This is a genomic window from Sporosarcina sp. ANT_H38 (assembly GCF_008369195.1).
Taxonomy (GTDB): Bacteria; Bacillota; Bacilli; order Bacillales_A; family Planococcaceae; genus Sporosarcina.
Window position 1 is genome coordinate 566,961 of record NZ_VOBC01000001.1, and the last position, 18,111, is coordinate 585,071.

16 protein-coding genes and 1 riboswitch are annotated in these 18,111 nt (G+C 41.9%); of the genes, 15 read left to right on the top strand and 1 reads right to left on the bottom strand.

Annotated elements, in window-relative coordinates; all coding sequences use genetic code 11:
* Positions 1-8 precede the first annotated feature (8 nt).
* The 12 genes from FQ087_RS02725 (at position 9) to FQ087_RS02780 (ending at position 14,981) form a co-directional block, all read left to right on the top strand.
* Positions 9-548: a CvpA family protein gene (locus FQ087_RS02725; protein WP_149579017.1), complete on the top strand. Its 540-nt coding sequence runs from the start codon at positions 9-11 to the stop codon at positions 546-548.
* A gap of 106 nt (positions 549-654) precedes the next feature.
* Entirely contained in the window at positions 655-2,361 is a 1,707-nt protein-coding gene (polX, locus tag FQ087_RS02730; RefSeq protein ID WP_149579018.1) for a DNA polymerase/3'-5' exonuclease PolX, read from the top strand.
* 64 nt (positions 2,362-2,425) lie between these two features.
* Complete coding sequence (locus FQ087_RS02735; RefSeq protein ID WP_370456058.1) at positions 2,426-4,735, top strand: endonuclease MutS2; 2,310 nt, start codon at positions 2,426-2,428, stop codon at positions 4,733-4,735.
* A gap of 295 nt (positions 4,736-5,030) precedes the next feature.
* Positions 5,031-5,444: a DUF350 domain-containing protein gene (locus tag FQ087_RS02740; protein ID WP_149579020.1), complete on the top strand. Its 414-nt coding sequence runs from the start codon at positions 5,031-5,033 to the stop codon at positions 5,442-5,444.
* Between the two features lie 572 nt (positions 5,445-6,016).
* The gene (locus tag FQ087_RS02745) at positions 6,017-7,714 is read left to right on the top strand and encodes an AMP-binding protein (protein ID WP_149579021.1); all 1,698 of its coding nucleotides are present in this window, start codon (positions 6,017-6,019) and stop codon (positions 7,712-7,714) included.
* Between the two features lie 92 nt (positions 7,715-7,806).
* Positions 7,807-8,388 carry a fatty acid metabolism transcriptional regulator FadR gene (locus FQ087_RS02750; protein WP_149579022.1) on the top strand — a complete coding sequence of 194 codons (582 nt, stop codon included), beginning with the start codon at positions 7,807-7,809 and terminating at the stop codon, positions 8,386-8,388.
* Between the two features lie 16 nt (positions 8,389-8,404).
* Positions 8,405-9,178 carry an enoyl-CoA hydratase gene (locus FQ087_RS02755; RefSeq protein WP_149579023.1) on the top strand — a complete coding sequence of 258 codons (774 nt, stop codon included), beginning with the start codon at positions 8,405-8,407 and terminating at the stop codon, positions 9,176-9,178.
* Between the two features lie 25 nt (positions 9,179-9,203).
* A complete protein-coding gene (locus FQ087_RS02760; protein WP_149579024.1) occupies positions 9,204-9,977 on the top strand; it encodes an electron transfer flavoprotein subunit beta/FixA family protein in 774 nt (257 codons plus the stop codon).
* A 200-nt stretch (positions 9,978-10,177) separates the two neighbouring features.
* Positions 10,178-11,152 (top strand): electron transfer flavoprotein subunit alpha/FixB family protein, encoded by a 975-nt coding sequence (locus tag FQ087_RS02765; protein ID WP_149579025.1) that lies wholly within the window; start codon positions 10,178-10,180, stop codon positions 11,150-11,152.
* Positions 11,153-11,277: 125 nt separating this feature from the next.
* A complete protein-coding gene (gene trxA / locus FQ087_RS02770) occupies positions 11,278-11,592 on the top strand; it encodes a thioredoxin (protein ID WP_149579026.1) in 315 nt (104 codons plus the stop codon).
* A gap of 58 nt (positions 11,593-11,650) precedes the next feature.
* Positions 11,651-13,444, top strand: a complete 1,794-nt coding sequence (gene uvrC / locus FQ087_RS02775) for an excinuclease ABC subunit UvrC (RefSeq protein ID WP_149579027.1) — start codon at positions 11,651-11,653, stop codon at positions 13,442-13,444.
* Between the two features lie 49 nt (positions 13,445-13,493).
* Positions 13,494-13,673: riboswitch (Lysine riboswitch) on the top strand.
* Between the two features lie 90 nt (positions 13,674-13,763).
* On the top strand, positions 13,764-14,981 hold the full coding sequence (locus tag FQ087_RS02780; RefSeq protein ID WP_149579028.1) for an aspartate kinase: 1,218 nt from the start codon (positions 13,764-13,766) through the stop codon (positions 14,979-14,981).
* Positions 14,982-15,037: 56 nt separating this feature from the next.
* Here FQ087_RS02780 and FQ087_RS02785 read toward each other — a convergent pair whose 3' ends face one another.
* A complete protein-coding gene (locus FQ087_RS02785) occupies positions 15,038-15,448 on the bottom strand; it encodes a YslB family protein (RefSeq protein ID WP_149579029.1) in 411 nt (136 codons plus the stop codon).
* A gap of 60 nt (positions 15,449-15,508) precedes the next feature.
* Between FQ087_RS02785 and FQ087_RS22305 the strand changes: the two genes are divergently transcribed.
* Genes FQ087_RS22305 through sdhA form a run of 3 tightly spaced genes read left to right on the top strand, consistent with a single transcriptional unit; the run spans position 15,509 to position 18,108 of the window.
* A complete protein-coding gene (locus FQ087_RS22305; RefSeq protein ID WP_188006618.1) occupies positions 15,509-15,655 on the top strand; it encodes a hypothetical protein in 147 nt (48 codons plus the stop codon).
* A gap of 31 nt (positions 15,656-15,686) precedes the next feature.
* Positions 15,687-16,295 carry a succinate dehydrogenase cytochrome b558 subunit gene (locus FQ087_RS02790; RefSeq protein ID WP_149579030.1) on the top strand — a complete coding sequence of 203 codons (609 nt, stop codon included), beginning with the start codon at positions 15,687-15,689 and terminating at the stop codon, positions 16,293-16,295.
* A gap of 58 nt (positions 16,296-16,353) precedes the next feature.
* Positions 16,354-18,108 carry a succinate dehydrogenase flavoprotein subunit gene (gene sdhA, locus FQ087_RS02795; protein WP_149579031.1) on the top strand — a complete coding sequence of 585 codons (1,755 nt, stop codon included), beginning with the start codon at positions 16,354-16,356 and terminating at the stop codon, positions 18,106-18,108.
* Positions 18,109-18,111 lie beyond the last annotated feature (3 nt).

Genomic DNA, 18,111 nt, shown 5'->3' on the forward strand with positions numbered 1-18,111 from the left:
GGTATTACATGCTTGATTTACTAATTATATTCCTCCTGTTTGGGGGACTCGTAACTGGATTCAGACGGGGACTTATTGTCCAAATTATACATATGACAGGATTTATCATCGCCCTCGTTGTCGCTTATTCGTACTATAAGCAACTTGCGGAAAAATTTGTTCTTTGGATTCCGTATCCAGGTGTTACAGCCGGCTCAAAATTATCTGTGTCAGTTGAACACCTTGATCTTGATGGAACGTTCTATCAATTACTGGCATTTGTTTTGATATTCCTCGTTGTGAAATTCGGATTGCAACTCATTGCATCCATGTTTGATTTCCTGAAATATCTACCTGTCCTAGGTTTCCTTGCTCGCATTACGGGGGCTTTGTTTGGATTTATCGAGTTCTATATACTTATGTTCCTTGTTCTCTATCTGCTGGCTATGCTACCGATAGAGTTTATCCAGGAAAGGTTAGACGATTCTTTGCTTGCTAAGTCAATGTTTGAACATACACCATTGTTGTCAGAAACTGTGAAGAAATGGTGGTACATCTATACAAATTGATGGCTTCCCCCTTTTTGGAGGGAAGCTTTTTTCTAGAATTGTCTAGCTACAGTGGCCAGATGCAAAAAAAAAGCTAATTTCGTATTTCAGAACAGGAGGGCTTATATTGAATAAAAAAACCATTATCCGCACGTTTGAAAAAATCGCATTATATATGGAATTACTCGGGGAAAATCATTTCAAGGTAGCTGCATTTAGAAAAGCCGCCAACGTACTTGAACTAGATCCACGTAGTTTAGCTGAAATGGATGATATTTTAAAGCTTAAAGGAATTGGTAAAGGCACAGGTGCTGTTATTACCGACTTGCTAGAAAAAGGAGAGTCAGATCTACTGAAAGAAATGGAAGAGGTTGTACCAAAAGGACTTATTCCTATGTTGAAAATTCCGGGGCTTGGCGGAAAGAAAATAGCCAAACTACGTGAGGCGCTAGGAATCGATTCGGTCGAATCACTTCATGCGGCATGCGTTGCTGGGGAAGTAAGTAAAATCGCTGGCTTCGGTAAAAAAACGGAAGAAAATATATTGAATGAAATTGAAATTTTAGGAACACGTCAAGGGAAGTTCCCGATATGGCAAATGGAAAAAGTCGTCACGTTTGTTGAGCAGGAACTGCGTCTAATCCCTGAAATTAAACACTTTTCCGTAGCGGGAAGTTATCGTCGGACTGAAGAAGAAAGCAGTGATGTCGATTTCATCATTGTGACGGACGAACCAGGAACTGTACGAGAAAAACTGCTCGCCACATTGCCGCTCGTCGCAACGATTGCAGCAGGGGATTCGAAACTGTCAGTAACACTCGATTTGGACGAGGCGATTGACGCCGATTTCCGTTTTGTGAAAGCAGAGCAATTTGCAAGCGCCATTCATCATTTCACTGGTTCGAAGGACCATAACGTCAAGATGCGTCAACTGGCTAAATCCAGAGGAATGAAAATAAGTGAATATGGAGTGGAGAATGAAGATGGTTCTGTCGAGACATTTGATTCGGAAGAACAATTTTTCGCTCACTTTGATTTGCCGTTCATCCCGCCTGCGGTGCGAAGAAATGGCAGTGAAATTGATCGTGTCGATGAACTCGCTGGGTTGGTAGCGATTGAGGATATCCGTTCCGACCTTCATATGCATACAACCTGGTCGGACGGGGCTTACTCAATCCGTGAAATGGTAGAGGCCGCTCGTGCTAAAGGCTATTCACATATAGTTATCACAGACCATACGCAATACCTTAAAGTTGCGAACGGTCTTACACCGGAGCGACTGCGTGAACAAATCGTCGAAATCCGTGCGTTGAATAAAGAATATAACGACATCGAAATTTTTTGCGGAACAGAAATGGACATCCTTCCTGACGCGACATTGGATTTTGATGATGAACTGCTTAGTGAGCTGGATTTTGTCATCGCGTCTATTCACTCTAACTTCAGTCAATCACAGGAACTGATTATGGAACGACTTCATACTGCCATGAAAAATCCGCATGTCGATATGATTGCACATCCGACAGGTCGCATCATTGGTCAACGGGAAGGGTATAATCCTGATGTACCTCAACTGATTCAGTGGGCAAAGGAATATGGTAAAATACTTGAGTTGAATGCAAACCCATATCGCCTTGACCTTGCAACTGATCATCTTATTATGGCGCAGGAAGCCGGTGTCAATATTGCTATTAACACGGACGCGCATGCGATTGAACAACTAAATTATATGAATACTGGTGTAAACTACGGTAAAAAAGCTTGGCTGAAAAAAGAGACGGTAGTTAATACGTGGCCGCTTGATAAATTTATCCGCAATATTGTGCGGAAGTGAGAGGAAGTGTAAGACATTGGAAAACCGTGTCTTAAAAACACTTGAGTTCGATAAAATCCGGGATATGGCAGCAACTCATTGCACATCATTTGCCGGTCGTTCTTATATGGAGAAATTAGTACCTGTCAGTGATTTTGACGAAGTTGTTAAACTGCTTGAAGAAACGGACGAAGGGTTATCGATACTTCGCGTCCGAGGAAATGTGCCGATGGGCGGCATCAGTGATATTAGACCTCATGCTAAACGTGCGCAAATGGGTGGCATGCTAAGTGCATATGAATTGATGGAAACGGCCAATACAATTCGTGCAAGCCGGAATTTGCGTCAATTCATTGAAGCAATTGTGACAGATGAAGATATTGAAATACCTCATTTCATTGCGAAAAAAGAAGCTATTCCTGTGTTGACAGGTTTGGAACATGAAATCAATGCCTGCATTGATGACAATGCGCATGTCGTTGACAGTGCATCAGGGTCGCTGCGTACAATTCGACAAGGGTTACGAATGCAGGAGGGCCGTGTACGTGAGAAATTGGAAAGTTATACACGTGGCAAGAACGCTGCAACAATGTTATCCGACGCCATTGTGACAATCCGGAATGACCGTTATGTTATTCCGGTAAAGTCAGAGTACCGTTCACATTACCGAGGTGTTATCCATGACATGTCGGCGTCTGGGCAGACGTTATTCATCGAGCCGGATGCAGTGGTACAAGCAAATAATGAGATAAGAAGATTAAAATTGCAGGAACAGGAAGAGATTGAGAAAATCCTTATCGATCTGTCCGCGAAAGTACAGGAAGTTGCACATGATCTATTCACACTTGTTGCGATATTATCTGAAATCGACGTTATCCTTGCGAAAGCAAAATTTGGGAAAGCGCATAAATGTACGAAACCCGAAGTAAACAATAAAGGATATATTCGTCTTACAAAAGCACGACATCCTCTGCTGTCAATGGAAGAAGCAGTTGCGAATACAATCGAATTCGGAAAAGACATTACTACAATCGTTATCACTGGACCAAATACAGGCGGGAAGACCGTCACGCTGAAAACTGTAGGCTTGTGTACATTGATGGCGCAAGCTGGCCTCCCAATTCCAGCACTTGACGGCTCTGAAGTTGCCGTATTCGATTCGGTTTATGCGGATATTGGAGATGAGCAATCGATTGAGCAAAGTCTCAGTACGTTCTCCTCGCATATGGTGAACATTGTCGATATTTTAAAGAAATACGATGACCGCTCACTAATTATATTCGATGAGCTCGGTTCAGGTACGGATCCTCAAGAAGGGGCGGCACTTGCCATCTCTATTCTGGATGAAGTTCATGGACGTGGCGCGAGAGTAATGGCGACAACTCATTATCCAGAGTTGAAGGCATATGGTTATAACCGTCCAGGCGTTGCCAATGCTAGTGTAGAATTTGATATTGAAACGCTAAGTCCTACGTACCGATTGTTAATAGGCGTACCTGGTAGAAGTAATGCGTTTGAAATTTCAAAACGTCTAGGATTGCAGGAACATGTTATCGAACGTGCGAAAAAATTCACTGGCACAGATCGCGGTGAAGTCGATTCAATGATCCTTTCACTCGAGACAAGCCGTGTTCAATCAGAAAAAGATGCTGAAGAAACGCATGATATTTTATTGGAAACGGATCGATTGAAACGTGAACTGGAAGAGAAACTGGCGGAGTTTGAGAACAAGAAAGAACGCATGGAAGAAAAAGCGAAAGAGAAAGCAAAAAAAATAATTGAAGATGCGAGGCGTGAATCGGAAGCTGTCATTTCAGATTTACGTGCAATGCGCCTGAATGTTGGTGCAAACGTTAAAGAACACGAATTGATTGAAGCTCGAAAACGTCTTGAAGGTGCTGCTCCTGCAGAAGCGAAGAAGAAAATAGTTAAAGCGAAGGCAGCGCCAAGGGCCCTCCAAAAAGGTGACGAAGTGAAAGTACTAAGTTACGGTCAAAAAGGGACACTGCTTGATAAAGTTTCAGATAATGAGTGGATTGTCCAAATCGGAATATTGAAAATGAAGCTTGACCAATCGGGGCTGGAATATGTTAAGCCTGAAAAAGAGAAAAAACAATATATATCTACTTCAGTAGTAGGACGCGATTCAAATGTGAAAATGGAACTCGATCTACGGGGAGAGCGCTATGAAGATGCAATTTTCCGTACGGAGAAATATTTGGACGATGCCCTTCTGTCGAATTATCACCAAGTGTCGATTATTCACGGAAAAGGTACAGGGGCATTAAGACAAGGCATCCAGCAATATTTGAAAAATCATCGTCGGGTGAAAACATACCGTTACGGTGAAGCTGGTGAAGGTGGACACGGCGTTACTGTCGTAGAGTTGAAATAATTCAACTACGGAAAAGATGCGATATATGAATAATGTGCTAGCAACTTGGCACAGGGGTACTAGCAAAGGTGCCTCACAGGGATAGCCGAAGCCCTAAAGCTGTGGTGGCTAAGGCTACCTAGCCTAGGCGCGTGAGGCAACCCTTAAGCGCAGAAGCGTTATTCAATTGAATCATTCGACCAACTTATATATCGAAATATCATATAATATAGAAAAATATTTCCCCAATTATGAAACCTTTTACGTGCTTACCCGTATAGGAATGAATGACCAAACGTAAAAGGAGTCGAAGACTATGACGCAAACTGGATTTTGGAGCCATCCATTAGTAGAATCAGCAGGCTACTTCAGTGTAGTTGTCCTATGTCTAATTGTTTCGATGGTGCTTTTTGAGCTCGTTACGAAATATAAGAATTGGGAAGAAATACAAAAAGGCAATGTTGCAGTCGCTCTTGCAACAGGGGGGAAAATATTTGGGGTATCAAATATTTTTCGATACTCGATTGAACAGCATAATTCGTTGCCTGAAATGATTGGCTGGGGGTTGTTCGGGTTTACCTTGCTTATTTTCGCATATCTGTTGTTTGAATTCCTGACACCTAAATTCAATATCGATAAGGAAATTGAATTAGATAATCGTGCAGTTGGTTTCATATCCTTGACGATTTCAGTAGGCTTGTCATTCGTTATTGGAGCAAGTATTTCATAAGGTTGTGAAATTATGGAGAAATTATCAAAAATATTACTTGTTATCTGTGTATTATTTATCGTAGTAGGTATTTATTGGATGACAGCAAATACACCTTGACCCGTTTATTCTGGTCAAGGCTTTTTTTATGTATATGAATCAATTTCATAATTACTTATTTCATGTATAAAGACGAACGATATAATTCATCTACCAATTCATTGTCCGTCGATCTTTCGGACTACTCTCGTTGATTGTAGCGGAAGGTGGCGACTCCTGCGGGAACAGCGCGAGCTGAAGACCCCACAGGAGTGAAACGACGAGGAGGCTGAAGCCGTGCCCGCGGAAAGCGCCCACCTGAAGCGGAAATCAACTTTGTTCGTTTTTCTCGTTCAATAATCCTATTATGAAATTGATTCATATAGATTGAAGTTTTGAATTTCGTATTAAGAACCAAGTGTAGACGAAGCGTTATTCAATGGAATCATTCAATCTATGTAACTGAATTTTCTATTTGAAACCTGGCTCGTTTATGACTATAATTAGATTAGGAATATTCAAAGAATTAAAACGATGAAAAAGGAGGCTTTTATTTGACAATGAAACCTTGGCTGGATTTGTATCCCGCTGAAATCTCAAAGACACTTGACTATGAACACATTTCTATTCAGGATTTCCTGACAAGATCCAGCGAGAAATATCCTGACAAGACGGCAATGCATTTTCTAGGGAAAGAAATCTCGTATAAAGAGTTTCATGAATCGTCTTTGAAGTTCGCGAACTATTTAAAAACAATTGGAATTGTCAAAGGTGACCGGGTTGCTATTATGCTCCCAAACTGTCCGCAAGGGGCTATTGCCTACTATGGAATTTTGTCCGTGGGTGCAATCGTCGTTCAAACGAATCCTCTTTATACGGAGCGCGAAGTGGCTTATCAAATGGTCGATTCTGGAGCGAAAGCAATCATTTCACTCGACATTCTATTTCCGCGAATTTCCAAAATCGTTAAAGACACAAAACTTGAGCATGTCATCATTACAGGAATAAAAGATTACTTGCCATTTCCAAAAAACCTCATTTATCCATTCATTCAGAAAAAAGAACACGGGATTACAGTGAAAGTCGAGCACCGTGGTATGAATCATTTATTTACTGAAATCATGAAAATAGCAAAACCTGATCCAGTAAGTTATGACTTTAATTATGACGAAGATATTGCATTGTTGCAATATACGGGTGGCACGACGGGTCCTCCGAAAGGGGTTATGTTGACACACGCCAATCTAATTTCTAACGTCAAGATGTGTGGTGAATGGTTGTATAAATGCAAAGAAGGCGAAGAAACAGTGATGGGCATTTTGCCATTCTTCCATGTGTATGGAATGACAACTGTCTTAATTCTTTCTGTTATGCAAGGAAACAAAATGGTACTTATCCCTAAATTTGATTTTGAAACGGCTTTGAAAGCAATTGATAAACAGAAGCCGACATTATTCCCAGGAGCGCCTACTATCTATATCGGACTACTAAATCATCCTAATCTTCAAAAATATGATCTATCTTCAATTAAAGCATGTATTAGTGGTTCTGCAGCATTACCAGTCGAAGTGCAGGAGAAATTCGAGAAAGTCACTGGCGGAAAACTCGTCGAAGGATACGGCCTTACGGAAACGTCTCCTGTTACTCATTCAAATTTTGTGTGGGCAGACAAACGAGCTAAAGGATCGATTGGCGTTCCGTGGCCAGATACAGATTCTTGTATACTTGGTCCTGAGTCATCAGAACCGCTGTCGAATGGAGAAATTGGTGAAATTGCGGTGAAAGGCCCTCAAGTGATGAAAGGCTATTGGAATAGACCTGAAGATACAAAACAGTCTTTCCGCGATGGCTGGTTCATGACAGGGGATCTCGGATATATGGACGACAAGGGTTATTTCTATATCGTTGATCGCAAAAAAGATATCATTATAGCAAGCGGTTTCAATATTTATCCACGGGAGATTGAAGAGGTTCTTTATGAACACGAAGCAATACAGGAATGTGTTATTGCAGGTGTCCCAGATCCGTACAGAGGCGAAACAGTCAAAGCCTATATTGTCTTGAAGCAAGGTGCTACTATATCGGAAGAAGAGCTTGACAAGTATTGCCGAGAGAATTTGGCATCGTTTAAAGTGCCAAGACTTTATGAATTCCGTACAGAACTGCCGAAAACAGCTGTCGGTAAAATTTTACGCCGTGCACTTGTTGATGAAGAAAAAAAGAAAGCCGAAAAGGAATTACTTCCACTGTGATGTAATGCTTGACATAACGGCCGTTAACAACTAATATGAAAATATGAATGAATCATCATTCATATTTTCTTTTTTGGTGGTGATATATAGATATGAAACGAGATAGACCAAAATATAAGCAAATAGTAGATGCGGCGGTCATTGTCATTGCAGAGAATGGATACCATCAGGCCCAAGTTTCGAAGATAGCGAAAGAAGCGGGTGTTGCTGACGGGACAATCTATCTTTACTTTAAAAACAAAGAAGACATCCTAATATCTGTTTTTAGAGAAAAAATGGCGATTTTCGTAAATAACGTCGAAGTTATATTAAAACAGGATATTGATACATCTGAAAAATTATTCAGGATGATTGATAGCCATTTCCGAATTTTACATGAAGACCGTCACTTAGCCATCGTTACGCAACTCGAACTTCGTCAATCGAATAAAGAATTACGTCTCCGAATTAACGAAGTATTAAAAGAATATTTAACGCTCCTCGATGCAATTCTGAAAGAGGGAATCGTGAATGGGTCGCTTGATGGAGGCCTTGATATCAGACTTGCTAGACAAATGGTATTTGGCACAATTGACGAAACAATCACTTCATGGGTGATGAATGATCAAAAATATGATTTAATGAAACTATCACCTGAAGTACATAGGCTGATTATGAATGGAATGAAAGCTTAAAGAGGGATGGGATGAAATGGAGTTTCTCGAAGTAACAATCGAAGATGGGGTAGCAGTTGCGTCAATTAATAGACCTCCGGCGAATGCGCTTTCACGTGCACTCATTCTGGAGGTGGATGCACTTCTTGACCAAGTGGAGTACGACGAGTCAGTTCGAGTCATCGTATTTCATGGTGTAGGCAAATTCTTCTCGGCTGGAGCAGATATTAAAGAATTTACATCTGTCACTTCAGGTGAGGAATTTTCAAAACTTTCAGCGAGCGGACAAGAAGTTTTCGAACGGCTTGAATGTTTCTCAAAACCAGTGATTGCTGCAATTCATGGCGCGGCTCTGGGGGGCGGGCTTGAACTCGCAATGGCTTGTCACATGCGTATCGTAACTGACAACGCGAAACTTGGATTGCCTGAATTGCAATTAGGTCTAATCCCTGGATTTGCTGGGTCACAGCGTCTTCCGCGTTACGTCGGCATGCCGAAAGCGGCTGAGATGTTATTAACGAGTGATCCAATCAGTGGAGTAGAAGCAGCCCGTCTAGGACTTGCTAATCACGCCTATTCAGACGAAGAACTTCTCCCTAAAACAATGGAACTTGCTAAGAAGATTGCTAAGAAAAGTCCTGTCGCAGTGAAAGCTGCACTTGAGATGCTGCAATTTACTAAGCATCCTTCTTATTATGAAGGTGTGAAAGCGGAAGCTGATTCATTTGGTGAAGTTTTCGTTTCTGAAGATGCCAAAGAGGGAATCCAGGCATTCCTTGAAAAACGTGTACCTGTATTTAAAGGGAATTAATTAAAAAGTTAGGGAGGTCTGCAATATGAATATTTATGTACTAGTAAAAAGAACATTTGATACAGAGGAAAAAATCACGGTTTCAAACGGTAAAATTTCTGAGGATGGTGCGGAATTTATCATCAATCCTTATGACGAATATGCAATTGAAGAAGCTATTCAAGTACGCGATGCAAATGACGGTGAAGTAACTGTCATTACAATCGGTGGAGAAGACGCAGAAAAACAACTTCGCACAGCGCTTGCAATGGGTGCGGACAAAGCGGTTCTTATCGATACTGAAGATGATCTTGACGAAATGGATGAATTTACATCTGCTAAAATCATCGCTGAGTACTTAAAAGATAAAGATGCAGATCTAATCCTTGCAGGAAACGTTGCAATAGATGGCGGTTCGGGACAAGTAGGACCGCGTGTTGCTGAGCTTCTGGGCATCAACTACGTAACGACAATTACTAACCTTGAAATTAACGGTACATCAGTCAAAATCATTCGTGATGTTGAAGGCGATTCAGAAACAATTGAAACATCATTGCCATTATTAGTGACTGCTCAGCAAGGACTTAACGAACCACGTTACCCGTCACTTCCAGGAATCATGAAAGCGAAGAAAAAGCCACTTGAAAAGCTTGAACTAGATGATCTTGACCTTGATGAAGATGATGTTGAAGCGAAAACGCAAACAATCGAAATTTATCTACCACCGCAAAAAGCTGCTGGACGTACTCTTGAAGGTGATATTTCTGATCAAGTGAAAGAACTTGTAAATCTACTTAAAAATGAAGCTAAAGTAATCTAATATATATATGTTGAACAAGTGAATATTTAATAAAACAAAGCGAAGGCGCCTTTGAAGGGGGCGCCGAAGCCCTAAGACTAGGTGGCGAAGCTACTTGGCTTAGGGTCGGAGGCATCCCCAAGCGCCGGAGCGAATTCAATGAAATTCTTTATTTGAACAACTATTAAATCAGACTTTTAATTGTGATGGAGGGGCTATAGATGTCTAAAAAAGTAGTAGTACTTGGGGAAGCACGAGAAGGAGCATTGCGTAACGTTTCATTCGAAGCGGTTGCAGCTGCTAAAAAGATTTCTGACGGCGGAGAAGTTGTAGGAGTATTGCTCGGCGACGCTGTTCAATCGCTTGCGGAAGAAATGATTCATTACGGTGCAGATCGTGTCATCACTGTGGAGCATCCACATTTGAAACTATATACTTCTGATGGATTCAGCCAAGCGTTCATGGCGGTTTACGAACAAGAGAAACCGGAAGCTGTCGTGTTTGGTCACACTGCTTTAGGAAAAGATCTTTCACCAAAGATTGCTAGTAAACTAGCGTCAGGTTTGATTTCTGATGTTACAGCTATTGAAGGCGAAGGCGATGCTTCAGTATTCATCCGTCCAATCTTCTCAGGTAAAGCATTCGAAAAAGTTAAGAACAAAGACGGACTATTATTCATTACGGTACGTCCGAATAACATTGAAGCTTTAGAGCATGATGCAGGCCGTACAGGTGTCACATCTGCACTTTCTGTTGATGTTACAAATCTTCGCACAATCATTTCTGAAGTTATTCGTAAATCGACAGAGGGTGTCGATCTTTCGGAAGCGAAAGTTGTTATTGCAGGGGGGCGCGGTGTGAAAAGCGCGGAAGGCTTCGAACCATTGCAAGAACTTGCAACACTTCTAGGTGGTGCAATCGGTGCTTCGCGTGGCGCTTGTGACGCTGACTACTGTGACTATTCCTTGCAAATCGGACAAACTGGTAAAGTTGTTACGCCGGACTTGTACATAGCTGTCGGTATCTCTGGTGCAATTCAGCATATGGCGGGAATGTCCAACTCGAAGGTAATCGTTGCTATCAATAAAGATTCAGAAGCGAATATCTTTAAAGTAGCGGATTATGGAATCGTTGGTGACCTGTTCGAGGTTATTCCGATGATGATCGAAGAAATAAAAAAAATCAAAACGAACTGATTTGTAAAGAGGCTCCCTCAACTCTAGGGAGCCTCTTTCTATAACTAAGCATATATTTAGCCCGTCATATGGCTGCATGCTATAATACAAACATAGGTTATTTATTAAGAGGAGGAAATATTATTATGACTATTATACACGCGACTGATCAGAGCTTTGACGAGAATATTAAAGAAGGACTTGTCCTTGTTGACTTTTGGGCGCCTTGGTGCGGACCATGTAAAATGATCGCTCCAGTTCTTGAAGAACTTGATGGCGAAATCGATGGTAAAGCAAGTATTGTTAAGGTTGACGTAGACGATAACCAAGAAACAGCTGGTAAATACGGTATTATGTCAATTCCTACTTTGGTTCTTTTCAAAGATGGAGAGATTGTTGATAAAGTTGTCGGATTCAAACCAAAAGAAGCACTTGCAGAATTGATTTCAAAACACGCTTAATCATTAATAAAAACCGGGTCCCTTCATTGGTACCCGGTTTTTTGGGTAGGTGAATTATATGAATGAGTTAATCACAGAGAAGTTAGCCATATTACCGGATTTGCCGGGCTGTTATTTGATGAAAGACAGGCAAGGGACAATTATCTATGTTGGAAAAGCGAAAGTGTTGAAAAATCGAGTGCGTAGTTATTTTACGGGTAGCCATGATGCGAAAACCCAGCGGCTTGTTGGAGAAATCATAGACTTCGAATACATTGTCACGTCATCCAATCTAGAAGCACTTGTCCTCGAGTTGAATCTTATCAAACAGTATGATCCGAAATACAATATCATGCTAAAAGATGATAAAACTTATCCGTATTTAAAGTTAACAGCAGAGCGTCATCCGAAACTAATCATTACGAGACAGGTGAAAAAAGACAAAGGGAAGTACTTCGGTCCGTATCCTCATGCTTTTGCCGCCGGTGAAACGAAAAAGTTACTTGACCGGCTCTATCCTTATCGGAAATGTCATACGATGCCGGATCGGGTCTGTTTGTATTACCATCTTGGCCAGTGTCTTGCCCCTTGCGTTAATGAAGTGGGTCTGGAAACGTATAAGGAAATGGTAGATGACATTACCCGCTTTCTCAACGGTGGTTATAAAAGTGTTAAAAAAGAATTGACAGGGAAAATGTCTGCTGCTGCAGAAAATTTGGAGTTTGAGCGGGCGAAAGAATACCGTGATCAGATTGTTAATATCGAAGCGGTTATGGAAAAACAGGCTATGACAATGATTGATTTCACTGATCGTGATGTCTTCGGATTTGCAGTAGAAAATGGCTGGATGTGTGTTCAAGTCTTTTTTGTTCGTCAAGGAAAGTTGATTGAACGGGATGTATCGCTGTTCCCACTTTATCAAGAACCGGAAGAAGAATTGCTGACATTCATTGGGCAGTTTTACGGGAAATCTCAACATTTAATTCCTAAGGAAATTCTTTTGCCTCAAGGGATTGACAGTGAAATCGTACGTCAACTACTAGATGTCTCTGTGTTTATTCCGCAGCGTGGTAAAAAGAAAGATCTCGTCCATCTTGCGATCAAAAATGCTGAAATATCATTAAAAGAAAAGTTTCAACTTATCGAACGGCAAGAACTCCGTACAATTGGTGCGTGTGAGGAACTTGGTGAAGCGATGAATATCACGATACCGTTCCGTATTGAAGCATTCGATAACTCGCATACATATGGTTCGGATGCTGTCTCTGCAATGGTGTCATTCCTTGATGGGAAACCAAACCGTAAAGATTATCGAAAGTATAAGACGATGAATGCGGCAAAACACGACGATTACGCGGCGATGCGTGAAGTTGTCCGGCGCCGCTATATCCGCGTGCTGAGGGATGATTTGCCATTACCGGATTTGATCGTCATCGACGGCGGAAAAGGTCATATGGAAGCAGCAAGGGAAATCATTGAAGATGAGTTAAACTTATCTATTCCGATTGCTGGACTTGCGAAAGATGAGAAACATCAGACAGCACAGCTTCTTTACGGCAATCCGGTTGAAATGATCCCGTTGAAAAGAACGAGTGAGGCATTTTATTTGTTACAGCGGATTCAAGATGAAGTGCATCGGTTTGCAATAACGTTCCACAGACAACGGCGTGAATCGAATTCGTTAACTTCCGCACTCGACGGACTGCCGGGAGTTGGACCGAAGCGGAAAACATTATTACTTAAACATTTTGAATCAGTTAAAAAGATTCGTGAAGCTTCCATTGAAGAGTTACAAGAAGCAGGTTTACCATTGGCGGTTGCAGAATCAGTGGAAACGTATTTTCGTGAGGAAGCATTGCGAGAAGAGAAATAATGTGATAGAGTGAACGCACTGCGTTTTTTTCACTTATAATTTCATAAGAAGTGAAGATAGAGGTGCGGGTACCAATAGTAAATCTCCGGAAGGCGGCAGCCTGATGAAGGGGATTGAAAGGTGTATTCGCCGAAGCGGATCAATCGGCTGTCACGATTGTCCTGCTGGACTTCCATTGAATAAATGGAAGTCTGTCAGGTATAAAAATACCTGGAGAGCTATCTGAACGGAGCGTCTCTTAGGCGATAGCTCCAATCGGACCAGCTCTCATATATATGAGGGCTGTTTTTGCGTTCAGGGGGAAATCGGAGGGATTATCATGGTACGAATTGTAATGAAATTCGGTGGCACATCAGTTGCGAACCCCGAAAGGATTGCGCGCGCCGCAAAGCTTGTTCAAGGTGAAGTAAATCGGGGGAATCAAGTGGCGGTTATCGTCTCCGCAATGGGGAAAACTACAGACGAACTTCTAAAGCTTGCTGTGGAAGTTAATCCGAAAGCAGGTCGCCGTGAACTAGATATGCTGCTTGCGACCGGCGAGCAAGTAACCGCATCTCTTTTAGCGATGGCAATTGCAGCACAAGGTTTGGAAGCTCGCTCATACACGGGTTGGCAAGCGGGCGTGACGACAGAGTCCGTTCATGGCAATGCGCGAATCGAGCAAGTCCATGCAGAGAAGATTGTATCGACGCTTGAATCGGGTGCTGTTGCAGTAATTACCGGCTTTCAAGGTGCTGACAGCTCAGGTGAGTTGACAACACTTGGCCGTGGGGGATCTGATACAAGTGCTGTCGCCATTGCGATTGCAATTGATGCTGCTATCTGTGATATTTACACAGATGTTGAAGGGGTATTCACGACAGATCCGAGATTAATCGCACAAGCGAAGAAACTTGAGGAAATATCGTATGATGAAATGCTTGAAATCGCGAATCTAGGCGCGGGTGTACTTCACCCGAGAGCGGTTGAGTTTGCCAAGAACCATCAAATGCCTCTTCGAGTTAGGCCTGCGCATATGGAAGGTGAAGGAACGATTATCAAGGAGGAAATTGATTTGGAAAACAATTTAATTGTTCGGGGTATCGCCTTTGAAAGAGATATCATTCGGATTACAGTTATGTATGACGTTCCTTACAACGGCTCGCTTGCGAATATATTCACTACACTTGCGGAGCATCGTGTAAACGTTGATATTATCGTCCAGACAATTATGGAAGGCGTACAGCCATCTGTTTCATTTTCTATTAAGAAAGAAGATTTCGCAGAAACGATTAACGTTTTGGAAAAAGAAAAAGAAGACCTTGGATACAGTAGAGCTGATTTTGAAGTGGGTCTTTCGAAAGTTTCAATCGTCGGAAGTGGAATGGTATCTAATCCGGGAGTCGCTGCACAAATGTTTGAAATACTTCGTAGCGAATCCGTTCCGGTGAAAATGGTCAGCACGTCTGAAATTAAGGTATCCGTCGTCATTCCTGAGTCAGATATGGAAAAAGCGGTAGCGGCACTACATAACCAGTTCGGATTGGATGCAAATTGAAATGATTTATAATAAAGAAGATGCACCCGATTAGGGGTGCATCTTCTTTATTATATCTAAACTTTCGTTTTTAAGTCCCACTTCACTTGGAAGTGAATAAGACCATCCTTTTCGTTCAATTCTCCGTAACATTCAGTAAGCAGTCCATTAAATTTCTGATATTGTTGTGCGATGAAACCAGCTTCAAGTTGACAAGATCTGTTTTGGGCATTTGTATCGAAATCGTTTTTTAACGAATAAAAAGCCTCATCTTTCAAAGTCTTATAGAGTTGAAGAGGGCCCCATCCAGCTTCTTGAAAAAATTCAGGAAGTTCATCAACTCCGAAAATAGGGAATTTCCGAGCTACTTCTTTTCCAGCCCAATAGAGTATTTCGTCTTCATGTTTACCGAGAATACTGGGTAACACGTGATCTCTTAAAATTTCATAACCGAAGCGAGTAGGTGAATCATATGTAGTATTTTCCAATCGAATATGCAACCCTTTCGGTTAAATGATAGCGTTAGTGAATCCTAGGGAATAATTAATATGTTAAATTTGGGCGTTTCGAAAAGTACACATCGTCTTGACCTCTTCAAAACTGAGGAGTACAATGGTTATGTCATAATATTGTACCACGAAGAGGTACGTCGTCAACGGTCGTTTCATGTCGAAATGATGACAGAGGCGAACTGACGGACTGAGTTAATAAGGGAGGGTAAAAGACTTGTCAAGAGAATCAGATTTTTATTTGCGCCGTCTTCATTCACTGCTCGGAATCATTCCAGTGGGGCTTTTTCTTGCCCAGCACTTAGTGATTAACAACTTTGCAACACGTGGTCCTGAGGCGTTTAACGCGGCATCTAATTTCATGGGGAATTTACCATTCGTTCTATTTTTGGAATGGTTCATCATCTACATCCCACTTATGTTCCATGCGTTCTACGGTGTGTACATAGCTTTCACAGCAAAAAATAACGTACAGCGTTACGGGACTTTCCGCAACTGGATGTTCATGCTGCAACGCATCACGGGAGTATTCCTAGTCGTGTTCATTGCATGGCATATCTACCAAACAAGGATCCAAAAAGCATTGGGAGCCCATGTTGACTACGATATGATGGCTGACATCCTAGCGAATCCGTTCATGCTTGCATTCTACATTGCAGGTGTCCTTGCAGCTACATTCCATTTGGCGAACGGCGTTTGGTCATTCCTTGTAAGTTGGGGAATTACACAATCTCCACGTTCACAAACAATCGTCACATATGTATCGATGGCGATATTCCTAGTTCTTTCTTTAATTGGTATACAAGCACTATTTGCTTTTGTTTGATTTGTAAATTGATTTATTGAAATACAAGATCACCTATAATTCGAGGAGTGAAACAATAATGGCAAAAAGCAGATTGATTGTCGTAGGCGGAGGATTAGCTGGTCTAATGGCAACTATCAAAGCGGCTGAAGATGGTACGCCGGTTGACTTGTTCTCAATTGTTCCTGTTAAACGTTCCCACTCTGTATGTGCACAAGGTGGCATCAACGGTGCAGTAAATACGAAAGGTGAGGGTGACTCGCCTTCAATCCATTTCGATGACTCTGTATATGGCGGTGACTTCCTTGCGAACCAACCACCAGTACAAGCAATGACGGATGCAGCACCAGGAATCATCAGTCTATTGGACCGGATGGGTGTAATGTTCAACCGTACGCCAGAAGGACTGCTCGATTTCCGACGTTTCGGAGGAACAATGCATCACCGTACCGCTTTCGCAGGCGCGACAACAGGACAACAGCTCCTTTACGCACTTGACGAGCAAGTTCGAAGTCATGAAGTGGCTGGGCTTGTTACAAAATATGAACACTGGGAATTCCTTGGTGTTGTTCTTGATGAAGAAGGTGTTTGTCGCGGTATTAAAGCGCAAAACATGAAGACAATGGAAATCCAAGCCTTTAAAGGCGATTCAGTTATTATGGCAACAGGCGGACCTGGAATTATCTTCGGGAAAACAACAAACTCTGTTATCAATACAGGTTCTGCAGCTTCGATAGTTTATCAGCAGGGTGCACACTACGCAAATGGTGAATTCATCCAAATTCATCCGACGGCAATTCCTGGAGACGATAAACTGCGTCTCATGAGTGAATCCGCTCGTGGTGAAGGTGGACGTGTCTGGACATATAAAGACGGAAAACCTTGGTACTTCCTTGAAGAAAAGTATCCGGATTATGGTAACCTAGTACCGCGTGATATCGCGACACGTGAAATCTTTGACGTTTGTGTTAACCAAAAACTTGGTATCAACGGCGAAAACATGGTGTACTTGGACCTTTCGCATAAGGATCCAAAAGAGCTTGACATTAAGCTTGGTGGAATCATCGAAATCTATGAGAAATTCACAGGCGACGATCCACGTAAATTACCGATGAAAATCTTCCCGGCTGTCCACTATTCAATGGGCGGACTATGGGTCGATTATGATCAGCAAACAAGTATTCCAGGTTTGTTCGCGGCAGGAGAATGTGATTATTCACAGCACGGTGCAAACCGTCTTGGCGCAAACTCACTCCTTTCAGCAATTTATGGCGGTATGGTTGCAGGACCAAATGCCATTAAGTATATGAAAGGATTAAAACGTTCTGTTGTAGATCTTCCTTCAACAATCTTCGAAGAAGCTGTGAAAGAAGAGCAGCAGAAGTGGGACGATACGCTTAAAATGAACGGTACCGAAAACGCTTATGTCCTTCATAAAGAACTTGGTGAATGGATGACAGATAACGTAACAGTAGTACGTTACAATGACAGACTACAAGCGACAGACGATAAAATCGTTGAGCTTCTTGAACGGTATGAAAACATCAATATTACTGATACACAACTATGGTCTAACCAAGGTGCAACATTTACGCGCCAGTTGAAAAACATGCTATACTTGGCACGTGTTATCACTCTAGGTGCACTGAACCGTAATGAAAGCCGTGGAGCCCATTACAAACCAGACTTCCCTAATCGTGATGATGAGAACTTCTTGAAAACAACGATGGCAAAATTCGATGGACATTCTGCACCAATCTTCCATTATGAAGAAGTAGATGTTTCCTTGATTCCGCCACGTACACGCGATTACTCCACGAAGAAAGGAGAATGACTT

What these genes read in the sequence shown, in the direction of transcription:
- FQ087_RS02725 (WP_149579017.1), top strand. Translation starts at nt 9, where the DNA reads ATGCTTGATTTACTAATTATATTCCTCCTGTTTGGGGGACTCGTAACT.
- FQ087_RS02735 (WP_370456058.1), top strand. Translation starts at nt 2,426, where the DNA reads ATGGCAGCAACTCATTGCACATCATTTGCCGGTCGTTCTTATATGGAG.
- FQ087_RS02740 (WP_149579020.1), top strand. Translation starts at nt 5,031, where the DNA reads ATGACGCAAACTGGATTTTGGAGCCATCCATTAGTAGAATCAGCAGGC.
- FQ087_RS02750 (WP_149579022.1), top strand. Translation starts at nt 7,807, where the DNA reads ATGAAACGAGATAGACCAAAATATAAGCAAATAGTAGATGCGGCGGTC.
- FQ087_RS02755 (WP_149579023.1), top strand. Translation starts at nt 8,405, where the DNA reads ATGGAGTTTCTCGAAGTAACAATCGAAGATGGGGTAGCAGTTGCGTCA.
- FQ087_RS02760 (WP_149579024.1), top strand. Translation starts at nt 9,204, where the DNA reads ATGAATATTTATGTACTAGTAAAAAGAACATTTGATACAGAGGAAAAA.
- FQ087_RS02765 (WP_149579025.1), top strand. Translation starts at nt 10,178, where the DNA reads ATGTCTAAAAAAGTAGTAGTACTTGGGGAAGCACGAGAAGGAGCATTG.
- trxA (WP_149579026.1), top strand. Translation starts at nt 11,278, where the DNA reads ATGACTATTATACACGCGACTGATCAGAGCTTTGACGAGAATATTAAA.
- uvrC (WP_149579027.1), top strand. Translation starts at nt 11,651, where the DNA reads ATGAATGAGTTAATCACAGAGAAGTTAGCCATATTACCGGATTTGCCG.
- FQ087_RS02780 (WP_149579028.1), top strand. Translation starts at nt 13,764, where the DNA reads ATGGTACGAATTGTAATGAAATTCGGTGGCACATCAGTTGCGAACCCC.
- FQ087_RS22305 (WP_188006618.1), top strand. Translation starts at nt 15,509, where the DNA reads ATGTTAAATTTGGGCGTTTCGAAAAGTACACATCGTCTTGACCTCTTC.
- sdhA (WP_149579031.1), top strand. Translation starts at nt 16,354, where the DNA reads ATGGCAAAAAGCAGATTGATTGTCGTAGGCGGAGGATTAGCTGGTCTA.